Genomic DNA, 20,414 nt, shown 5'->3' on the forward strand with positions numbered 1-20,414 from the left:
AACGAGAGAGGGGAACATTTACATTTCCCTTATTTATTTTACCACTTGAACAGATGCTGGTTTCCAACCCTGATTCTCTACCCAATCAATATCAACCTTATATTTTTTATTACTTTGCTTATCCCGTACATTACCGTAGGCTTTATTATTACCATTATTCCCAATAAAATCGAAAATCAATTGGCTCTCTGGAACATCAACAGCATAAGAAATTGCTTTTTTCATCTCACTCCAATCTGCTGTTCCTTCTTTAAATTGCATTGCAGGTTTTGCTCCTTGCTCTGTACCAATTGGCTTCCAAGAAGGATTAGTTTGAGAACCCTTTTCTTGAGATGCCGTTTTTTCTCCCTCTTTATTTTCATTTTCGCTCGTTTTTACCGTTTTTTCTGCTTTTTGTTTCTCTTCTAACAGTGCTGCTTCTCTCTCTTCACGTTTCTTCTCTTCTAACAGTGCTGCTTCTCTCTCCTCACGTTCCTTCTCTTCTAACTGCGCTGCTTCTTTCACTTCACGTTTCTTCTCTTCTAACTGCGCTGCTTCTTTCTCTTTATGTTTCTTCTCTTCTATCTTTGTTGCTTTCTTTTCTTGAGCAATTGCTTTCTTTGATGTATCAGAAGGGGAAAACAACTGGTATGTCACTATACCAACTGTCACTAATACCATAGTAAATGCAATATTAAAAATCACTTTTTTACGACGATTTTGTTGTTTTTCTTGAAACCTGCTTCCTTGTCCCATTTTTTAAACCTCCGAGTTTATTTTCTCTTCTAATCTTTATGCATTATCCTTATAATTCTTAATATTTTCATTAAACAATGGAAATGAATTACAATTCCCATACAAGATTTCATATCATAATAAAATTTGTGTTGTTTCAAGCATCTGACATATGTTATTCAAAAATATTTTAATACATTAAAAATTGATAAGCATCTGTTCGTAAGAAACCTTCAATTTTATTCAAAGGTGATTCCAATTACGTCCACATTAGATCTCCTGTAGAAATCTTTTTAACAATTAAGCCCCTTCTTCCCTTATTTATAATTTTCAAATTAAACTGCCCTCTATGGTACAATAAAGATGTGTTGTTTTCTACTGGGGTATGTCGTAAAATCAAAAGGGATTTTATCTCTTTTACCTTTTTTTCAGAGTAACTTTCACCACTAGGAGACTCTATTATTCCTAATGTAATCTTTAATTCGCTTTCATCAAAAATCCAATCTTTATTAAGTTCCCTTATCTTTTGTATAAAGCTTCTTTTGGTTTTTCCTATATAGATCAATGTTTCATTCTTAGCATATACTCTAGAGATTGCAAATATTCCCTTCTTAAAAGCTTCTTCTCTATTATAAAAATCATTTAAACTATACAATCCATACCATTTAATATGTACTGTTTCTATTAACCTCACCTCATTTTTATGATAATATTATAATTTCTGAATGTTCAAATTATTATGGATACATAGCCTTGATTACTTGAATTATAAATAGTGCTTTTCAATAATACATTTTATTATTACTAATTTCAATAATGAATATGTACATATGTAGTATTGGATGGCCGCAAAAAAACATGGGAATTTAATTCAAGCCCTATATCAAAATGAAAATAAAAAACACCTGTGATATACACAAAGTGCTTTTCTCTTGTCAATTTATCTATTTTCTTTTTATAACTCAAACTCCTTCGAATCGTACTTTTCTAGAGTTTGCTGCAATTCATTTTTTTCATATGGAATATGTTTATCTGTCTGTATATCTTCAACATTTTCTCCACCCGCTAATAATCTCCTGTACTTAAAAGAGTGCCCTGTTAATAATGGTGTAATTATGTTGTATGGCCCTCCTTTTGTTTGATTACTTGTATCATAAAACAAGTATCTGAAGCTGATATGTGGTCTACTTTACTGATAAAAATAACAAATAAAAAAGGAAACCTGCATGTTCGTTATAGTGATTTTCATGTTATATATACTCATATAAATTCATTAATATGCAATATTACATATTAGGTTCCTGTATCTTCATGATATTGATGTATTTATGATACTTTTATCTTCATATTTAGAAAGGAATACTATTGTACGTTGAAAAGGCGGAGTCTCTTTGAAGACTTCGCCGTTGTTTATATAGGGCATGAATGGTCTCGATACCTTTTATCGTACGTGAAGCATGACGAAGATTTTGAAATCCTGCAGATTTAGCAAAACGTCTCTTGACATGCCTATGATCCTGGTCAATAAGATGGCTAAAATTTTTGATTCTACAATGGATTGTAGTTTGATAAACCGAGAGACCCTTTAGAATAGAAATCACTTTTGACACAAAACAATGATTTTATATGGTGTAGTTTGAGCTGGTATACTCATTGTTGTAAAACTATAAATAGCTATTAAATTTCGATTTACAAGATTACCTGTAAAGAATTGACCATTTGTTAATAAAATTTGAGTAGAAGGAGAAATATTTAATTTTAATTTTCCATCACTACTCTCCAACTGTTCATTAAAATAGTCTACTTTTACATTTTGATGCGGTGTATATTTTGCCATAACAATCGCTTGAAATTGTGGTGGGAAAATAAGAGGAGCAGGAGCGTTGGCATCGTAAAACCCAGTTACTTTATCTCCTACTACTACCGTTGCATAGTCGATAAAATACGTATTTGGTTTTACTACAAAATTTATTAGATTCCCATAACCATTATCTACGGACATTAATTTATTACATCCTATTTCTTCGTTTAATCCTGTGACAAAATCGTTAATCATAGTTATTGTACCATCAAATGATTGAAATTTTTTCATTCAAATACCTCTTTTGTTTATATAATTAAACCTCTATCGTTACTCTATAATTTTTAAAAACATGTAAATGAAATAATCCTTCTCGTATCAATTCCAAAAATAACCCAAAACCTACCGTTCCATCTAAAACCAGCAACAGACCTTGGTCCTACAAAAATTGGGAAATACCAAAATTGTTCACCATTACTAAGCCATATATAAGTATTTCGAAATAAACATAATGAAATTGCTCCTGGATCAACAGCAAATGGTGAAGCAGTTGATTGTTGAGGAATAAATGATGGGGGAGGAGATGTTGGAGCTTGTGAACTTTGCTGTCCTGGAAAACTTGGTACACCCGGAAAACCTGGCATTCCAGGTATACCTGGAATCTGAGGACCAGGGAATTGACGATCGAAGCATTGATCATAATTTATATAAGGAAAATATATTGAATCATTATACATTTAAAAACCACCTCTTTATTTTTAAAACCCTCTAAATTATTAATATGTAATGTTGTTCGTATAGGAAGCTTATTCGCTTCCTATACGAACAACATTTTAAACAGGAAAGTATACCTATACCCTTTTTTTTCGGTATGGGGTAATGGAAATTCCAGTGTCATCTTTGCTACTACACCCTGTTACCAATAAAACATGCACAATGTAGAAATGAACCATAAATTATCAACCATATATATTCTAACACCTTTTCATTATGGTTTAGATTGCTCCAATTGTTGTTTCATGTTCTTTTCTTTTTCAGTTATAAGATTTATTAACTCCATTTCTCTATCATTATAATAACTAGTTAGTGTTTCAAATCGAAGCTTAATAAGTTTTTCAAGACTGAGCTTTTTATGATTATCAATGATTTCTTTCTCACTTAAGTAAGAAATATTATTCTTTAAATTATAATGTTCTTTATTAATTACATCATTAATTTCCATATGAGCCTTTTTAATATTCATAAATAAATCTGCCCACTGCGTATTCAGACTGAAGTATTGATTGATCTTCCATTTTTCCCATTCTTTATATAGTTTTTCATACTCTTTATTAAGAGTTTGATATAATTCGTCGGCATTACTTACTGTCGCATAATTCCCTTTTCCTGCTTCTGCAGTATTCTTTAATTGCTGTTGTTCACTATTTTTCACATCAAATCCAATAATATTTACAACTGCATGAGTATTGGATTGATTGAGATTTTTGGCAGCATTAACTGGATCTCCCCCACAAGTCTCTTCTCCATCACTCACAATATATACTACATTTAAGTTTTCATCACCGGTATACTCTTTAAAATCATCATTTACAGACTCTATAGCTGATGCTAACGGCGTCCACCCCTTCGGACCAAACTTAGATAAAGCAGCATTAAATTGTCCCTTATTATAAGGCTGTAATGGGTACATTACCTCCGAAGATCCACAGGATAAACTTTTATCATTTTCATTATTACTTCCTTTATGTCCATAAACTCTCAACATTACATTTGCATTATTCGGAATCTTATCGAGATAGTTATAAATAGCTTTCTTAGCGGCTTCCATTTTAATTTGACCATTAACTTTACCAGCCATACCACCGCTCGCATCAAGTAAGATCTCCACATTCAGGGATTTATCTTTTGGTTTTATAGAATTTACGTTTCCATTATTTTGTTCTTTAATCGCCAATTCAGGGATAATTCCCTCCAGTTTACTTACGGCTTCTTTATAACTTTGCGCCTGTAAATTTAGTAATTGTACATATATTTGTTCTGCACTTAAATCCTTTGGTAAATTCATCAATTCCTTATTAAGTTCATTAATTTCTTCTGACGAGAGTGCTATTTCCTTTGCGTATTTACCTGATCCTTCTTGAATCATTAAAGGGGCATTTGTAGCAAATAATGATTCATATGTCTTCGTATCTTCTTTTTTAATTTCTTTTTTGCTAATTTCCTTTTCAACTACTTCACTTTTTAATTCACTAGATTTAGAAGGTATAGTATCAGATTTTGAACACGCGGTAATAAACACACAGAATACCAGTGTTATTCCAATTACATTAAATAATGCTTTCCCCACTTTAAAACCTCATTTCTTCCTTTTAAACAACTTGCTCATTATTTTACACTTTACTCATTGGCATATCTTTTTAATGCACTTTCAAATGCTGAAATCCCCTTACTATTTACAAAGCGAATAGGAGTATTATAACGAGCTGCGGCCAGAATAATTAATTCATGATATATATGACTCAATAATTCTGTTAGGTAATCCCCCTAAATATTTAAATGTTATCCGATTTTTTTGCTACCTGCTCTAAACTCACTTTTAAATGTAACCCAATTTTTCGTTATCTATTACTCTTTATTTTATATATACTTTTCTTTAGCTTTGGCTTCTTGTGTAACCGTACTTTAGTCCCATTAATATCTAAGTCAATCGTTTCTTCCTCTGAAGCCTCCATTTTCTCTTTATGTTCTTTTTCAATTCTATCTCTTTCTTCTTTTCTCTTAGTCGCTTTGGGACCAATTACAAACAGAATTAAGAATATACTCACCATTACAACAAAAGTAGTCACTAGTACCCTCCCCCTTTGCCAAAATCTCGTACATCAAAAACCTTTTTAATCTATTCCTCCTTCTCCTTATATGAATCAAAATTATAAATGGCGCAGTAGGGCCGGTACTAACAATGTCATTACAAATATAAAAATTGAACTATATCTCAAACTTGAACTCCATTTTCCATATTTGGGATGTTCAAATTTCTTATAAAGCATACCTAATGCTAGCTATATTAAAAACATTAATACAGCTGTCCCTAAAATTATAGAAGTAATTAAGCCTACCATATTACTCATAAAGGTTTGAAAATCAAAAGAACGTGTTGTCAACATTAACACTGGTAGAATCCTTATTAATAGAATGAGAATAAACGAACCTACTCCAAAATATATAGATCTTTTTTTCCACTTTATATGTTTAAACCATAAAGAAGCTCCAAAAACTAATAATGAAATTAAAATTACTACAGAAAGAATAAGGAAAATAACATCAAAAAATACAGGCACACTCGCATGGACTACACCATCTACTTTATTTCCCCCATCTTTTATTACATCACTGCCGCCATTAAACAAAGAACCAAACCAGTCTACAATCCAATCGGTCATCCAGGAAATATCAAATGGTAAATCTTCATTTTTTGTTTGTTTAGGAGCAACTGAGTTGAACATTTTCAAATTCTCCTCCCCCTTCATTAAAAATTACCCCCTTTACTTTAAGTATATAAATTTCCTTAACCAAAACTAAGAAAGTATTAAATCATACTTGATTAAATAGCAGAACCACACTTATGAATAGAAATTTCATTTGTTACATTTGTACACTCGCGTTTTGATAACGATCCGTTGCATTTAGCTTTGTCCCTATTTTGGAATAAGTAAAAAAATACCCATCCAATTGTTATACACATAATAATTGGATGGGTACTTCATTACACATTCTTTATTCTGTTTTTATTGACATAGACGAGTTTTATACATTTCATGGTGATACAAACTATAGTACCAAATTAAATAATTTTAAAATATTACTACGTAATTCACTCAATTTAAGAAAATAAAATTTCACAAACCTTTGATGATAACTTTTTGGTTTATCGGACAGAACATATGTATGGAAAAACGCAGCATAATATCGGTTTTTCTAACCTTGTAAATGACTTAACATATATCTTTGCGTATTTATGTCTTGGCATTTTAATGCCGTTACTAATTCTCGATTAACATCTGATACAGGTAATGGTTCTCCATATGTATCAAATAATCTTATACCCAACTTACTTAAAATCCGTATATTATTAAGATTCCTACTCTCTTGTGTATAACTAATAATAGTGCGTAAATTAACCCCAAAACTTATCATAAACCAACGCTCCCTCTTCAATGTAAATAGATATGGATATACTTCTATTTATTTTCGAGGAATCCCTTGATGCTTAATAAGCCCTACGTATTTCTCAATACCATAACAGTATAAGCTCTCTCTTTTTCTACTATAGTGCTACGCCACCTCTTATAAGAAGTATTCAATAGACAACAGTTAATAAATCAAAATCAAAAAAAGCATTAACAAAACTTGTACTGGCTTAACCATACTTTTTCAAATTTAAAAGCATGGACATTATTTTAATTCAGAATATTCTTTATATTAGTGAAAAAAATCGTAGTTAAATTTAATTTATCTAATTCCTGTTATTATCAGAATAAGCCTTTACAGAGAAATGGGGGATATTATGACTGTTCAAGAAAAAAGTAATAAGCAATTGATGGAATTATTACATGAATGGTATGAAGAAATTCGTTTATATCATGTAAAAGAAGCAAAACAGACATATCTACAAGTAAAAGAACGTTTAAAGGAAATAGAAACAGACCAATATGTATCATTCTATTATTCCCTACTGAATTTTAGATATAAAGTCTTGGCAGATGGAATGAGTATTACAAAAGATTCTTTTAATCAAATAGAAAAACTCCCTAATATCAAAGAGGAATTTTCATTTTTAGCTTACTATTATTATTTCTTTAAGGCAATCCACTCTACAATTTTAGCTAATTATACTGAAGCGAAAACACACTATGAAAAGGCAGAAGAACTTTTAATTGATATGCCTGATGAAGTAGAAAAAGCCGAGTTTGAGTATAGATTTTCAACTTACTATTATCAATCTTATCAACCATTTGAAGCGATTCAACATGTAGTAAAAGCCAAAGAAATATACCTGAATCATGTAGGCTATGAAATTAATATTGCTTTATGCGACAATGTATATGGACTGGCTTGTTTAGATCTAAGAGAATTTGAAAGAGCGGAAGAATGTCTCAATACGGTTATTGATGTTTTTAAGAAGTATGATGAAGAACAATTATTATTACGAGTACGATCCAATTTAGGCTGGTTATATAATATTCAAGATTTATATCCATTGGCGATTAGACAGAGTTCTGAAATTATAAATACCATACCGAACCATTTTAAAGCATTATTTGTCTTAGCAAGAGCATATTATAAATTAGAAGGCGTTGAAACAGCAAAAGCATATATCGAGCAAGGAATAAAGTATACAAATGAATCAGGAAATGAGGAATATAAGCATCGTTTCGCAGTTTTAAATGAACTAATCACAGAACTACCTAGCATTAAATTAGAAAAAGTAGTTACTGATGCAATTTCTTATTTTGAAAAAGAGGACATGTGGGATTGTGTAAAAGAATATGCAGAGATTTTAGCACTCCAATTTTACGAGGCAAATAATCATGTTAAAGCGAGCAAATATTTCTATATTAGCAATAATGCTGATAAGAAACATTTGAGAAAAGGAGCGTTAAAGTAATGAGAAAAATAAAAAAAGTGTTATTAAGTATGGTAGTAGTAAGTACATTAGCATGTAGCACGATTAGTTTAAATGTATCACAACACTCTTCGTTTAATGGCGGAGATACGCCAGCACCAACAAAACCGATTGTCTCTAGTGGGGTATCTATTGATTAACGTAATACATTTTTCTCACTTTAGAAATCAGAAAATTCAGCCTCTTAATCTTTAAAAAATGTTGAATAAAATGGATAAAATATTGAACCCCTAGTCCGAAACATATTTGTTTCGGACTATTCACGTTCTTCTTTCATCTTTTCTATATAATTGTGAGCAGAATGAAAAATATCAAAAAGTTGATTGAGAAAAAGCACTGCTAAAATCTTCAGCAATGCTTTTTTATTAAACGTACCATGATAATGAGCGTCTACTTTCTTTTATTCATGAGTACCATAGGTTCATATATATTTACTTTAATTTCAAGATACGTTCTATTTCCTCTACACTCAACTTACTTGCTTTTGCAATAGTTTCAAGCGGTACACCAATTTCATGCATCCCTCGAATCATTTGCATCTTACCTTGCTCAATACCTTTTTCCATACCCTCTTGTTCTGCATGTGCTAGCTTAGCTTGCTCATCTAGAAGCAATTTCTCCCGAGCTTCATATGCTGTTCGAAAAGAAGAATCGTGGCTCATATTTTCCCATTTATTTATTGCCTTTTGTAAAATTGGATCTTGATTCATCGCAATCTCCTCCAACGTTTGAGTTAAATGTTCATCTTCATGTGCTGGTAATAATAACATCCAACGAACAAATGTATTTTCCCAAGGGTTTACTTTTTCTTCACGCCATTGTTTTACCAATTTCGGTATCTCTACAAAATGGATTTCAATGTCGTCACTTAATAGCTGCTGCATTTTTGTATTCCATAATTGTCCGATGGTATGAAATGCATCATCCTGAGAAAATAAAATAAAATCTAGTAAGTTAATCGTAATTGTTTTTCGAAGTGAACGATATGGCATCCCTTCTTGCATTTGGGATGTATAAAGTTTGCTCCAATAATATAAAGATCGCTTCACCATATCATGTGTATTTCGAAGCTGAATTTCTATATTTACTTGTGTCCCATTATCTAGTGTTGCTAATAGGTCTAAAATCGATAACTTATCATCTTCATAAGATTTATGGAGATGTGGATCATCTAGTTGTAGCGATGTAATTGGTGCATCTAAAGATTCCTCTAGAATTGCATTTAAGAAACCTGTTAAAATTTCCTCATTTCCTTTTGTTCCAAATAACTGTTTAAAAGCAAAATCAATGCGTAAATTTACTAATTTAGTGGACATGGATTTTCTCTCCCTGTCTATATCATTTCTTATTCTTATTGTACATAAAAAAAGGTAGAACATGCAAACAGGCTCTTACGTTATCTCACATAAAAGCCTGCCTACATTGACAAAAAATTAGTGGTTCTGAGCAAAAACAATTGCAAGTGACATCGTTTTTGTCCAGAACCTTTATTTTCATCTATTCTTTTTCTGGCCAAATTTTCGCATTTGGTTCTAATAACCACTTGTGTTCTTCCTCCATGATACGATCATTCCATGGGTTATTCTCAAGATGTCGAATCATCCAACAAAAATACATTGCATATCCAGGCGCTGTTGCTTGTGGATGGTCTAGCTCACCCGGAATTGTAATAAAGCTATTATGTACAACGCGATGAGCATCCTCCCCAACCATTGCACATCCAAATCCCTGCGGCTTGTTAAAGCGATAATAATATACCTCCGGTTGATCATGGTGATGAGGTGGGTAACTGGACCATCGCCCTGGATAAGAAATAACTTCTCCTACTACCATATTAGAATATGCTGCATTGTTATAGTCAAAAATCGTACGAATAACACGCTGCGCTGTTCCCTCCCATACTCCATCTCCAGCTACAACACTTTGACACTCATTTGGAGTATACAACTTAGACGCAAATTCTTGATCATTATCTGTTTTTTGAACAAGCACTTCACTATCTGACAGAGCAGTAATTGTAACCTTCACATTTTTAGCCACATGTAAACACCAAGGGTTTTCTTCAAAAACAGACTGCCTTTGAATAACTTGTTCCATTCCATCCCACTCTAAACGTATTGCCCCTTCTAGTAAAAGTACTGCCGTTTCATTCTTATTATCAAATAGCAACTCTTCTTTTCCATTAGACATCTTATATATGCCTATATCCATTAACATATCACTGCATTGACCGTTCATTTCTGTTAATACATTATACCCTTCATTTAATTCACCTAATTTTCCTAACACGGCTTTCTCCCCCTTTTAATTAATGGCTACTCTATAATTCTCTATCTTTGTCAGCTAACTAAATTTCGAGTTTCTTCTCATATTAATGAAGAAAACCTTTCTGGTTATGCTTTGTTTTCACTTCCGAATATGAGCATATGATTTTTAACGTTTTCGTATGCGGCCTCAATTACATCTTGATGATACGTAAAGTAATCTGAATAAGGAGTATTTAGGATTCTGGTGCAAAAATAAAATATAGGAGAATAAAGCACATATATTCCTAACGGAATCGTATCTTATGCTGCAAGTCCAAACAATTGATGGATGAATTCTTTCTGATTTTGGACAGACTGGTCCCGTAAATCAAGCTGCTCTTTTTTAATCATATGCATGGCTTCTACTCCAGAAAGAATGGATGTAGCTGTGTCAAAACATTTGAACCCTAGCATAGAACGGATTCGCTTCTTTATAAAGCGATGATCTTGTTCTACTATGTTATTCAAGTACTTTTGTTGTCTAAGTTGCATACCATCAGGTATGCTTTTTTCTTTTTTCAACTGTTCAATTGCTATAGGATAAGCCGGGTTCTTATCGACTGTTATAACACGTGGCTTTGAAACATGAAAAGACCGCAAAGCTTTCTTGAAAAAGCGCTTTGCAGCCTTCTGGTCTCTTGTTTTGTTTAGGAAAAAATCAACTGTGTTTCCTTTCGAATCAACAGCACGATACAGATACATCCATTGACCTTTTACTTTGATATATGTTTCATCGACTCTCCAAGAGTCATTTGTTTGTTTGAGGTGACGGCGGATTCGTTTGTCCAATTCAGGACCATACTGATGAACCCAACGCATAATCGTTGTATGAGAAATGGATAAATCCCGTTCTTCTAGCATTTCCACCAAATCACGAAAACTGAGGTTGTACCGTAGGTACCATCTTACCGTTAACAAAATAATATCAGGCTGATAATGCTTCCATTTGAATAAATTTTCCTTTTCCATACCAATCACGCACCCTTTTTAAAGTAATAGTAACAGTATGTCCAAGATTTATAGATTCATTGCAATTGTCCTTAAGTTTTTGCACCAGAACCCTTTTTCCAAAATGAAGTGCTTGCGACATTCCTTTCATGTTTAGATCTTCAATAGCTACAACATCAAAATGAGTAGCCAACTCTTTAGACTCATGATGAAGGAAATTCTTACGTTGGTTCGCTACTTTCTCATGTAACTTAGCTACACGAATACGTTGTTTATTCCAACGCTCAGAACCTTTATTGCGTCTTGCTAATACTCGTTGTGCCTTTGCTAATCGGTCTAACATTTTACGATAGAACTTAGGATAATTGGCTTTCTCACCCTCAGAACTAACATATAATCCATCCATCGCAAAGTCTAATCCAACAACTGTTTCTACTTCTTTTTGTACAATCTCTTTTTCGTATTCAGTCAAGATGGACACATAGTATTTACCAGTAGGTGTCATAGAAATCGTACATGACTTGATCATATAATCTTGTGGTATCTCTCTATGCTGTTTGATACGTACCATTTTCAGTTTTGGCAATTTGATATGACTATTAAGCAACATAATATTTCCGTTTACTACATTCGTTGTATAAGACTTTCTGTCTTTTTTACTTTTGAATGTTGGGAAGTCATTTTGACCACTAAAGAAATTCTTATAGGCAGTTTGCAAGTGTAGTTGAGCATTTGCCAGAGCTAATGAGTCAACTTCTTTTAACCAATCAAATTCTGCTTTATATTTCGCGGGAGTTGGAGGCTTTTGTTTCCTTAGTTGTTCCTTATCATCTTTGTATTTTTCGTACGCTTCTTTCCGTTCTGCTAACATTCTATTATACACGAAACGTACACAACCGAAGGTTTTACGCATAAGATATGCTTGTTCTTCTGTTGGATACAAACGGAATTTATATGCTTTATTATGCTTTGTCATATCATTTCACCTCACTTTTCATCTTGATTTTCAATATATTTCTTTACTACATCTATTGGCGAACCACCAGTAGTTAGTAAGCAAAAACTTCTTGACCAAAACATCTCTTTCCAAAGTTTCGTTTTCACTTGTGGAAAGTCTCTCTTGATTAGTCGAGAACTTGCACTCTTATAAGCATTGATGAATTTTGTCATTTCTGTATTCGGATGTGCCTTGAACAAAATATGAACATGGTCTACATCATGATTCCACTCTACCAGTGTTATGTTGTAATTCTCGGATAACCTGATAAACATGTCTTTTGCATAATCTGACATATCATCATCAAACACATTTCTTCTGTATTTTACGACCAACACAAGATGATAATACAACAAGAACACTGAATGATTATTGCTATCTAATTTCATCGATATACCAACCTTTTTACTTTATAAGACTGATTATATCAGAGGCAAAATAAAAAGCAAAGCCTTTTGGCTACGCCAAACCGAAATTCATCTCCCACCTACCGCTGGGCTACGCCCTTCACGCGCTTGAGGAAGGAGAATTCTTTCGAGGAATTCGTTAAAATCTTAAGTTGATGGATGTGTGAACGTACCCCTACTAATATTCTTGCTTTTAAATCATTATTACTGTATTATATTTACGTAGTAATATAAGGATTATGGTATATAAAAAGGAATCAAATCTATAAGTAAGATTTAAATCCTTTTCCAAGGCAAAAAGATTTTGCTAAAATCTAATATAATTTATGCTTGTCTTTTTAATATGTATCTAGTAAAAACATATTTTTTATCAATAGAATTCTGTTTTCAATATAAATGGAAACTTTAAATAGAAGTTTATTAACTCTCAATGATAGGAGTTAGTGTTCTAGAATATAGAGAAACAAGGCACGATACAAAGTAATCTGACAAACCTAAGAAGTATTGTATATTGTTTGCCCATCTCCAGGTACTACAATAAAAGAGCCTTACCTCTCTAGGCAAGACTCTACTAGTTTAGTTGTATAATATTTACATGATAACTAAGAAACAGAAAACATATAACACCAAATAGCAGCACCCTATTACTCCTCCTACAGCTAATACCTGTTTAACCCAACTCTTAAATTTTTGATTACTATAAATCGCCTGCACTCTTTCCATATTTCCTCCTATTAAGGAGAACCCTTAAAGACTCTCACCTCGCTATAGTACCATTAAAAAATGAATAATAGAGATCTAATGTATAAATATGCAATATTGCATAAAAAAATTCATTGTTATAATTGTAAGCGCTTACTATAATAAGATTATAAAGATTTATCACATCTTAATACGAAAAAAGAGGAGAGCATAATATGGAAATCGCAATGGCAGTTTTAAAATTTATAGGTGGAGCAATCCCATTAATTCAAGAACTTCTAAAAGCATTTATGTAAGTTCACTATTTAGCAATTATTCACAAAAATTATGGTTCTGGTGCAAAAAATCTATAAAACTTGGACATACTGATATTACTACTCTAGAAAAGGTGTGTGATCAGTATGAAAAAGGAAAATTTATTCAAATGGAAGCATTATCAGCCTGATTTAATTTTGTTAACGGTAAGATGGTACCTACGGTATAACCTCAGTTTTCGTGATTTGGTGGAAATGATGAAGGAACGGGGCTTATCTATTTCTCATACCACGATTATGCGTTGGGTTCATCAGTATGGTCCTGAATTGGACAAACGAATTCGTCGTCACCTCAAGCAAACCAATGACTCTTGGAGAGTTGATGAAACATATATAAAAGTTAAAGGGCAATGGATGTACCTGTACCGTGCTGTTGATTCGAAAGGAAACACAATCGATTTTTGTCTAAGCAAAACAAGAGACCAAAAGGCTGCAAAGCGCTTTTTCAAGAAAGCTTTGCGGTCTTTTCATGTTTCAAAGCCACGTGTGATAACAGTCGATAAGAATCCGGCTTATCCTATAGCAATTGAACAGTTGAAAAAAGAAAAAAGCATACCTGATGGTATGCAACTTAGACAACAAAAGTACTTGAATAATATAGTAGAACAAGATCATCGCTTTATAAAGAAGCGTATCCGTTCTATGCTAGGGCTCAAATCTTTTGACACAGCTATATCCATTCTTTCTGGAGTAGAAGCCATGCATATGATTAAAAAAGAACAGATTAATTTACGGAACCAGTCTATCCAAAATCAGAAAGAATTCGTCCATCAATTGTTTGGACTTGTAGCATAAGATACGATTCCGTTAGGAATATATATGCTTTATTCTCTTTTACTTTATTTTTGCACCAGAACCCTTCCTGTTATTCTTTCCTATAATCTGAACTTATACCTTAAATCCTCCAATTAAATCTTGAAGTTCTTCGGCCATTTGTGCTAATTGAATTGCTGAAGAATTTATCTCTTCCATGGAAGCATGTTGTTCTTCGGATGAACCAGCTATAGTTTGCATACTTGTGGTGTTCTCTTTTACAGCTACTGCTATTTGATTAATAGATGTATCGACTTGCATTGCATCAGATGTCATCTTATTTGATAGCTCCACCATACCATGTACTTTGGAAACGATATCATTCGCTGCATTTGAAATTTCATAAAAACTTTGTTTTGTATCATTCGCGACCTTAATTCCCGACTGTACTTCTATTCCCACTTCATTCATAGCTTTTACAGTCTCGTGTACATCTAATTGTATTTCCTTAATTAAACTTCCAATTTCCATTGAAGATTGTCCTGATTGTTCCGCTAATTTCCCAACTTCATCCGCAACAATTGCAAATCCTCGTCCCTGTTCTCCTGCCCTAGCGGCCTCAATCGCCGCATTTAGTGCTAGTAGATTTGTTTGTTCAGCAATATTCTGAATCGCTTCTAATATAGTGCCTATTTGCTGCGATTTCTTATCTAATAATTTAATTACATTATCGGATTGGGAAACAGAATTATGTATAGACTGCATTTGTGTTACAGTTTGTTCTACTAATTGTTCCCCCTCATTTGCTTTTTGTTTTGTGTATAAAGATGAGGTCGATACTTCAGAAGCATTATCAGCTACACATTGAATATTTCGTGTTACCTCACCTATTAATTTAGCTCCAGACTCAACTTCATTATTTTGAACTTCTGCACTATGTGAGATTTCTTCCATTTCTTTTGTAATTTGTTCTGTTGCAACACTTGCTTGCTCTACACTAGCAGTTAGTTCCTCAGAAGAAGCTGCTACATGTCCTGCAGATGTGTTAATTTGTGAAATAATATTGCGTAAAGACTCTGCCATTGCATTGAAACTATCACCCAATTGACCAAGTTCATCCTTTGAACGAATATCAATTTTCTCCGTTAAATCTCCTCGACTAATTCTTTGAGCTGAAATAACTAATTGTCTTAGTGGATTAATAATAGATCTAAGAATGAAGAAAATTATAATTCCACCTAATAATAATGAAGCTCCTATTATAGCAAATGTTTTATAAAAAATAGGATTGGTAGCTTCTTCAATTTCTTTCGTAGGCATTACACCAGCTATTTTCCAACCTGTTTTTTTATTTGTCTTAAAGCTTATGCTTCGATCCTCACCATTGAGGCTATACGTAATCTCTCCATCTTCTTTCTTATAAAGTTCATCTGCTAAAGATTTCTCTAATTTTTCACCAGGTTTTAATGTTGGATGAACAACTATAGTTTTATCTTGCCCCACTATAGATACAAAACCTTGCTTTCCTATTTTTATCATTTTAGATGTTTTTACGATATCATCAATATTCAAGTCCATACCAATGACACCACTTTTATCTTCATTTTGTTTAGCAACTGCTATTACCATATTTCCAGTAGCCTTTGATTTATACGGAGATGAAACAATAATTTCACCATTTGCTTTTACTGCATCCTTATACCAACTACTTTCTAACGGATTAAATCCTTCTGGTATTTCTCCAACAGGCGCATGAATAAATTGATTGTTACTGGATGCGGAATAAATTGTTTCTATCTCTGGATGTAACTGTATATATTGTTCAAATTTACTCTGTACATTTTGTAATTGATCAGGATTATAATTGCCTTGTGTGAGTAATTTTGCAAAATAAGTTACATCTATATATTTATTTTCTAATTCATCATCAACAATCTTATCTAAAATACTTACATTATCTTTTGCTGTTTGTAGAATTGTTTCATTAAGATCTGTTTTCGCCTCATCATAAGATGTTATTCCTACGATAAGACTAGGTATAATTAATATTGCAATAAATGCCATAGACAACTTCGTTTTTAGCTTTATTTGTTCCAATTTTTTTTTTATATTAAACACGATTTACTTCTCCTTTTCATTCTTACAACTCATATTATTTATTTAAATGTTTACTCCTTTATCTTTTTCTACAATTATTTATGGTATCATTTGAAATGAAATTACTACTATATTCTTTTACATGCATCTTCATAGATAGCGATATAGCTTTCACAAGCGGAGTTTTATTTATCCCCCCTTACAAATATGTTATTTTTCTATTTTAAGCAAATATAAAACTAAGAATTATTCCAAATAAACCGTATTAAATATATACTTCACTCTATTAAAATGGTTTTTAGTTTTGATTGGATAAAAGGTTTAATTTAGGCCTATTTAAATTGTATGAAATCCTTAACATAAGAAATCCCCTAAAACTTAACTAAGTGAATATATCCCCTGGATAATTCTACTTAATGGCTTTTTAAACTACTCTAAATTCTTCACTTCATTAACAAATCTAGTTACTACAGCCGCTTTTTTATTGGATTACTGAACCATAAATTCTAAATAGAAGAATAAAATAAATTGGAGGACTATATTGTAACATGTATACATAAGTTTTAAATATTAAAATGAAAAAATATTTGGTAAGGGGTTTTGAAACTGAATTTGACTAGTAGATTTCTCTATTTGGATAGAAATAAATAAAGTCCCATAAACGGTCATTTTTGGCACCTGGGTGTTTACATGAATTCACTAAATATATCACCTTCCATTTGTTATGGTTTTCAAAATAACTATTTACATATAATTTACATTAGTGTACTATTTGTCTAGTACACTAATACAGAGGAGGAAAGAAATGAAAACTGAGTTTTCTCCTAATACCCCTATTTATGTTCAGGTAATGGAATACATCAAAAAAGAAATTGTAACAGGACGTTTGGCGCCAGGTGAAAAAATTCCTGCTGTACGTGAATTAGCGGGTGAATTACAAGTGAATCCAAATACAATTCAACGTACGTTTCAAGAGCTAGAACGGGAAGGTATTGCTGAGACACGTAGAGGAACAGGAAGATTTGTAACAATGAATGAAGAAAAAATTACAGAGCTACGCAAAGAAATGGCAAAAGAGTTGCTTGATAATTTTATAAATGGAATGAATAACTTAGGATTTATGGAAGAAGAGGTTCTCTCAATACTCCGTTCTTCTTTGGAAAAGAAAAAGGAGGGAAATGAATGAAAGAATTATTGAAAGTTGAAAATCTGTCGAAAAGATATGATTTAAAAACAGTGATTCAAGATGTAAGCCTAACAATCTCAGAAGGAAAAATTATCGGTCTTGTTGGTGAAAATGGTAGTGGGAAAACGACATTATTAAAAATGATTTCGGGTTTACGTTTTCCTTCTAAAGGAAGTATTACAATTAAAGATAAAAAGGTGGGATTAGAAACGAAAAAAATCGTTTCATTTATGCCTGATAGTCCTGTTTTTGAAAAATGGATGACCGTAAAAGATGCTTTGTTGTTCTATCGAGATATGTATGCTGATTTTAATCTACAACAAGCAATAGATTTAATAGCTAACTTTAAGATCCCGCTAGAGGAGAATATAAGCATCTTATCAAAAGGGAAAACAGGGATATTACAGCTAATATTAACTTTTTCAAGAAAAGCAACGGTATATGTATTAGACGAGCCATTAGGTGGAATTGATCTTGTTTCTAGAAAGCATATAGTAGATTTAATTCTTAGCTTTTATCGTGAAGATAGTACCATTCTTATTTCGACTCATTTAATAGAGGAAATTGAAAATATATTTGATGAGGTAATCTTTTTAAAAGACGGGAGCATTGTATTGCATGAAAATGTAGAAGAAATTCGTTTTCACCATGGAAAAGCAGTACATGAGTTATTTAAGGAGGTTTTTGAGAAATGAATCCACTTTTTCGCTATTTATTTAATTGTAATAGAAAAAAGATAGCCATCCTTTATTTTGGATTTATGACTATTTCATTACTTTTTTTATTTAATATGAAGGGACTATCAAAGCTAACAAATCAGCTTACAAAGGATATAACATTAGGTATATATGTATTAATTATAGGTATCACTGCATTTTTATTGCTTTTAATAGCTTTGCCTTCTTTCAATAAAATGCTAAAAAATACTATGATACGTTATACAGCCATCTCAGGAAAAAAAAATATATATGCAAATTTATTCTTTTTCACGTTAATGTTTATTCTTTTACTAGTAATAGGCTTAATTTTTCTATACTATTTCTCCCAAAGTACCTACGGAGGAAAAGTGGTCGGGGGATACCAACAAGAATTTCATAAGTTATATGCATATGGATTTCTTCATCACATACTTTCTGTTTTATTATGGGGAATCGATTTCATGAGTATATTAATCTCCTGCTATTTCACCATGGTAATTACAAAGCTGATTCCTATAAAGTCATCAATGAGTAAGATGGTTTTATCAGTTATTTTCCTTTCTTTATTCTTAATAATCCAAACATTCATACTGGACGTTTTAAGTAAATTAGAGAAATATGTAATCACCATAAAGAGTACGGGGTTCATAGATAACAATGGTTTTATTGACACATCACTGTATCCGAGTGAAGGGTTCACTATTTTAGATATTTGTTTCACTTGCTTATTCATAATTGTCCTAACAGCTATTACAGGTCGTATCATTGATAAAAAATTAGAAATATAAAGATCTGCTTCAAAGGTAGAGTGTATTTAGGAGGAAAAAATGAGAACAACTAATCCAATATTAAAAAAAGAAAAATTTCATAAAGAGAATACAAATGCTTCTACGATGACTATTGGCGGAACGATAGCAAAAACATTCATTTTGCTTATCTTACTTCTTGCAGCGTCTGTCTATTCATACGTACAGATGACACAAGGAACAATGAAAATACCTGTGTTAGTTGGAATTATAATAGTTACTCTAATTGTCGCATTTGTAGTTATATTCATTCCGCGCATATCCCCAATTTGCGCACCGATTTATGCAGTATTACAAGGGATTTTATTAGGAAGTATTTCAGCATATTATACAATGCGTTTTGGTAATTCTATCGCTTTAACTGCCGTATTACTAACGATTTCAATTTTATTTGCCATGTTAGTGTTATACGCAACTCGAATAGTAAAAGTAACTAAAAAGTTTCGCGCGGTTGTAATGGTTGCAACACTTGGAATTTTTATTATGTATTTTATTGTTTTCTTACTGGGCATCTTAGGGGTGACTGTTCCATATATACACCAAGGTGGGACAATTAGTATCATCATAAGTACAATTGTAATTGTTGTTGCTGCATTAGATTTATTACTAGATTTTGATTCAATTGAAAATGGTACTCATAGTGGAGCGCCAAAGTATATGGAATGGTACAGCGCAGTAGGGCTTATGATGACATTAGTATGGTTATACTTGGAGATCCTTCGTCTGGTTTCTTACATTATGAAAAACAAAGACTAGAAAACATCCTGCATGCTTCAAACATGCAGGATGTTTTTGAATGCCCATCAACCTAAAATTTTGAAGTACCCCCAAAACAAAAAATGTACATTTTCACCTGAGGATGCCAATTTTCTCATTTTGGGGTATTTACTTTTCTTAGCTTGATAGGTATGGGGTCACCATACCAAAAAAGAAAATTGTACGTTTAGACACAACTTGGACACATTTTAAGGTGTTTGCTGTACGTTAAGGAATTAGTTTGTA

19 protein-coding genes and 5 pseudogenes are annotated in these 20,414 nt (G+C 32.3%); 8 read left to right on the forward strand and 16 right to left on the reverse strand.

What is annotated here, in order from left to right; all coding sequences use genetic code 11:
* Window positions 1-33: 33 nt before the first annotated feature.
* From NSQ08_RS27845 to NSQ08_RS27885, 9 genes and pseudogenes are all read right to left on the reverse strand, one after another.
* Window positions 34-735 (reverse strand): YrrS family protein, encoded by a 702-nt coding sequence (locus NSQ08_RS27845; RefSeq protein WP_002144178.1) that lies wholly within the window; start codon window positions 733-735, stop codon window positions 34-36.
* A 238-nt stretch (window positions 736-973) separates the two neighbouring features.
* Window positions 974-1,408: a hypothetical protein gene (locus NSQ08_RS27850; RefSeq protein WP_002013690.1), complete on the reverse strand. Its 435-nt coding sequence runs from the start codon at window positions 1,406-1,408 to the stop codon at window positions 974-976.
* A 655-nt stretch (window positions 1,409-2,063) separates the two neighbouring features.
* A pseudogene (locus NSQ08_RS27855) lies at window positions 2,064-2,288 on the reverse strand (DDE-type integrase/transposase/recombinase); the annotation flags it as partial.
* A gap of 23 nt (window positions 2,289-2,311) precedes the next feature.
* Window positions 2,312-2,806: a hypothetical protein gene (locus tag NSQ08_RS27860; RefSeq protein ID WP_016101017.1), complete on the reverse strand. Its 495-nt coding sequence runs from the start codon at window positions 2,804-2,806 to the stop codon at window positions 2,312-2,314.
* Between the two features lie 53 nt (window positions 2,807-2,859).
* Complete coding sequence (locus NSQ08_RS27865) at window positions 2,860-3,252, reverse strand: transporter (RefSeq protein WP_002187379.1); 393 nt, start codon at window positions 3,250-3,252, stop codon at window positions 2,860-2,862.
* A 251-nt stretch (window positions 3,253-3,503) separates the two neighbouring features.
* Window positions 3,504-4,862: an amino acid dehydrogenase gene (locus tag NSQ08_RS27870; RefSeq protein WP_340780451.1), complete on the reverse strand. Its 1,359-nt coding sequence runs from the start codon at window positions 4,860-4,862 to the stop codon at window positions 3,504-3,506.
* 271 nt (window positions 4,863-5,133) lie between these two features.
* Entirely contained in the window at window positions 5,134-5,361 is a 228-nt protein-coding gene (locus tag NSQ08_RS27875) for a hypothetical protein (protein WP_340780452.1), read from the reverse strand.
* Between the two features lie 81 nt (window positions 5,362-5,442).
* Window positions 5,443-6,042 (reverse strand): annotated as a pseudogene (locus NSQ08_RS27880) (hypothetical protein).
* A gap of 448 nt (window positions 6,043-6,490) precedes the next feature.
* Window positions 6,491-6,709 (reverse strand): hypothetical protein, encoded by a 219-nt coding sequence (locus NSQ08_RS27885; protein ID WP_040963208.1) that lies wholly within the window; start codon window positions 6,707-6,709, stop codon window positions 6,491-6,493.
* Window positions 6,710-7,079: 370 nt separating this feature from the next.
* Here NSQ08_RS27885 and NSQ08_RS27890 point away from each other — a divergent pair, with 370 nt between their 5' ends.
* Window positions 7,080-8,180, forward strand: a complete 1,101-nt coding sequence (locus NSQ08_RS27890) for a response regulator aspartate phosphatase (protein WP_340780453.1) — start codon at window positions 7,080-7,082, stop codon at window positions 8,178-8,180.
* Window positions 8,180-8,338: a Phr family secreted Rap phosphatase inhibitor gene (locus tag NSQ08_RS27895; protein WP_340780454.1), complete on the forward strand. Its 159-nt coding sequence runs from the start codon at window positions 8,180-8,182 to the stop codon at window positions 8,336-8,338. Before NSQ08_RS27890 ends, NSQ08_RS27895 begins: the two co-directional genes overlap by 1 nt.
* Window positions 8,339-8,629: 291 nt before the next feature.
* Here the strand turns inward: NSQ08_RS27895 and NSQ08_RS27900 are convergent, their stop codons facing one another.
* The 6 genes and pseudogenes from NSQ08_RS27900 to tnpA all read right to left on the reverse strand — a co-directional run bounded on the left by NSQ08_RS27900 (window position 8,630) and on the right by tnpA (window position 12,838).
* A complete protein-coding gene (locus NSQ08_RS27900) occupies window positions 8,630-9,514 on the reverse strand; it encodes an Rpn family recombination-promoting nuclease/putative transposase (protein WP_002065464.1) in 885 nt (294 codons plus the stop codon).
* Window positions 9,515-9,695: 181 nt separating this feature from the next.
* Window positions 9,696-10,487, reverse strand: a complete 792-nt coding sequence (locus NSQ08_RS27905) for a 5-deoxy-glucuronate isomerase (protein WP_201055183.1) — start codon at window positions 10,485-10,487, stop codon at window positions 9,696-9,698.
* A 104-nt stretch (window positions 10,488-10,591) separates the two neighbouring features.
* Window positions 10,592-10,705: pseudogene (locus tag NSQ08_RS27910) on the reverse strand (class II aldolase); the annotation flags it as partial.
* Window positions 10,706-10,765: 60 nt separating this feature from the next.
* Complete coding sequence (locus NSQ08_RS27915; RefSeq protein WP_340780455.1) at window positions 10,766-11,473, reverse strand: IS6 family transposase; 708 nt, start codon at window positions 11,471-11,473, stop codon at window positions 10,766-10,768.
* Window positions 11,474-11,561: 88 nt separating this feature from the next.
* Window positions 11,562-12,428, reverse strand: a pseudogene (locus tag NSQ08_RS27920) (RNA-guided endonuclease TnpB family protein); the annotation flags it as partial.
* Between the two features lie 11 nt (window positions 12,429-12,439).
* Window positions 12,440-12,838, reverse strand: coding sequence for an IS200/IS605 family transposase (tnpA, locus tag NSQ08_RS27925; RefSeq protein WP_113937393.1), 399 nt, complete (start codon window positions 12,836-12,838; stop codon window positions 12,440-12,442).
* Between the two features lie 829 nt (window positions 12,839-13,667).
* Here tnpA and NSQ08_RS27930 point away from each other — a divergent pair.
* Window positions 13,668-13,854, forward strand: a pseudogene (locus NSQ08_RS27930) (hypothetical protein).
* 105 nt (window positions 13,855-13,959) lie between these two features.
* Window positions 13,960-14,667: an IS6 family transposase gene (locus NSQ08_RS27935; protein ID WP_002191442.1), complete on the forward strand. Its 708-nt coding sequence runs from the start codon at window positions 13,960-13,962 to the stop codon at window positions 14,665-14,667.
* Between the two features lie 93 nt (window positions 14,668-14,760).
* On the opposite strand, the gene NSQ08_RS27940 is transcribed toward NSQ08_RS27935, so the two are convergent.
* Window positions 14,761-16,743 (reverse strand): methyl-accepting chemotaxis protein, encoded by a 1,983-nt coding sequence (locus tag NSQ08_RS27940; protein ID WP_340780456.1) that lies wholly within the window; start codon window positions 16,741-16,743, stop codon window positions 14,761-14,763.
* Between the two features lie 784 nt (window positions 16,744-17,527).
* On the opposite strand from NSQ08_RS27940, the gene NSQ08_RS27945 reads away from it, so the two are divergent.
* From NSQ08_RS27945 to NSQ08_RS27960, 4 genes are read left to right on the forward strand one after another with little or no spacing between them, the layout of a single operon-like run.
* Entirely contained in the window at window positions 17,528-17,908 is a 381-nt protein-coding gene (locus tag NSQ08_RS27945) for a GntR family transcriptional regulator (RefSeq protein ID WP_002144210.1), read from the forward strand.
* On the forward strand, window positions 17,905-18,603 hold the full coding sequence (locus tag NSQ08_RS27950) for an ABC transporter ATP-binding protein (RefSeq protein WP_002144211.1): 699 nt from the start codon (window positions 17,905-17,907) through the stop codon (window positions 18,601-18,603). Before NSQ08_RS27945 ends, NSQ08_RS27950 begins: the two co-directional genes overlap by 4 nt.
* The gene (locus NSQ08_RS27955) at window positions 18,600-19,394 is read left to right on the forward strand and encodes a hypothetical protein (RefSeq protein ID WP_002144213.1); all 795 of its coding nucleotides are present in this window, start codon (window positions 18,600-18,602) and stop codon (window positions 19,392-19,394) included. The genes NSQ08_RS27950 and NSQ08_RS27955 overlap by 4 nt, the downstream gene beginning before the upstream one ends.
* A 39-nt stretch (window positions 19,395-19,433) precedes the next feature.
* Entirely contained in the window at window positions 19,434-20,168 is a 735-nt protein-coding gene (locus tag NSQ08_RS27960; protein ID WP_002144214.1) for a Bax inhibitor-1/YccA family protein, read from the forward strand.
* The last annotated feature ends 246 nt before the right edge of the window (window positions 20,169-20,414 follow it).

This window comes from Bacillus sp. FSL E2-8887 (assembly GCF_038007205.1).
GTDB lineage: Bacteria > Bacillota > Bacilli > Bacillales > Bacillaceae_G > Bacillus_A > Bacillus_A mycoides.

Bases quoted from the DNA above. Each gene is read 5' to 3' on its own strand.
- NSQ08_RS27845 (WP_002144178.1), bottom strand. From the start codon at position 735: ATGGGACAAGGAAGCAGGTTTCAAGAAAAACAACAAAATCGTCGTAAA.
- NSQ08_RS27860 (WP_016101017.1), bottom strand. From the start codon at position 2,806: ATGAAAAAATTTCAATCATTTGATGGTACAATAACTATGATTAACGAT.
- NSQ08_RS27865 (WP_002187379.1), bottom strand. From the start codon at position 3,252: ATGTATAATGATTCAATATATTTTCCTTATATAAATTATGATCAATGC.
- NSQ08_RS27885 (WP_040963208.1), bottom strand. From the start codon at position 6,709: ATGATAAGTTTTGGGGTTAATTTACGCACTATTATTAGTTATACACAA.
- NSQ08_RS27890 (WP_340780453.1), top strand. From the start codon at position 7,080: ATGACTGTTCAAGAAAAAAGTAATAAGCAATTGATGGAATTATTACAT.
- NSQ08_RS27895 (WP_340780454.1), top strand. From the start codon at position 8,180: ATGAGAAAAATAAAAAAAGTGTTATTAAGTATGGTAGTAGTAAGTACA.
- NSQ08_RS27900 (WP_002065464.1), bottom strand. From the start codon at position 9,514: ATGTCCACTAAATTAGTAAATTTACGCATTGATTTTGCTTTTAAACAG.
- NSQ08_RS27915 (WP_340780455.1), bottom strand. From the start codon at position 11,473: ATGGAAAAGGAAAATTTATTCAAATGGAAGCATTATCAGCCTGATATT.
- tnpA (WP_113937393.1), bottom strand. From the start codon at position 12,838: ATGAAATTAGATAGCAATAATCATTCAGTGTTCTTGTTGTATTATCAT.
- NSQ08_RS27935 (WP_002191442.1), top strand. From the start codon at position 13,960: ATGAAAAAGGAAAATTTATTCAAATGGAAGCATTATCAGCCTGATTTA.
- NSQ08_RS27945 (WP_002144210.1), top strand. From the start codon at position 17,528: ATGAAAACTGAGTTTTCTCCTAATACCCCTATTTATGTTCAGGTAATG.
- NSQ08_RS27950 (WP_002144211.1), top strand. From the start codon at position 17,905: ATGAAAGAATTATTGAAAGTTGAAAATCTGTCGAAAAGATATGATTTA.
- NSQ08_RS27955 (WP_002144213.1), top strand. From the start codon at position 18,600: ATGAATCCACTTTTTCGCTATTTATTTAATTGTAATAGAAAAAAGATA.
- NSQ08_RS27960 (WP_002144214.1), top strand. From the start codon at position 19,434: ATGAGAACAACTAATCCAATATTAAAAAAAGAAAAATTTCATAAAGAG.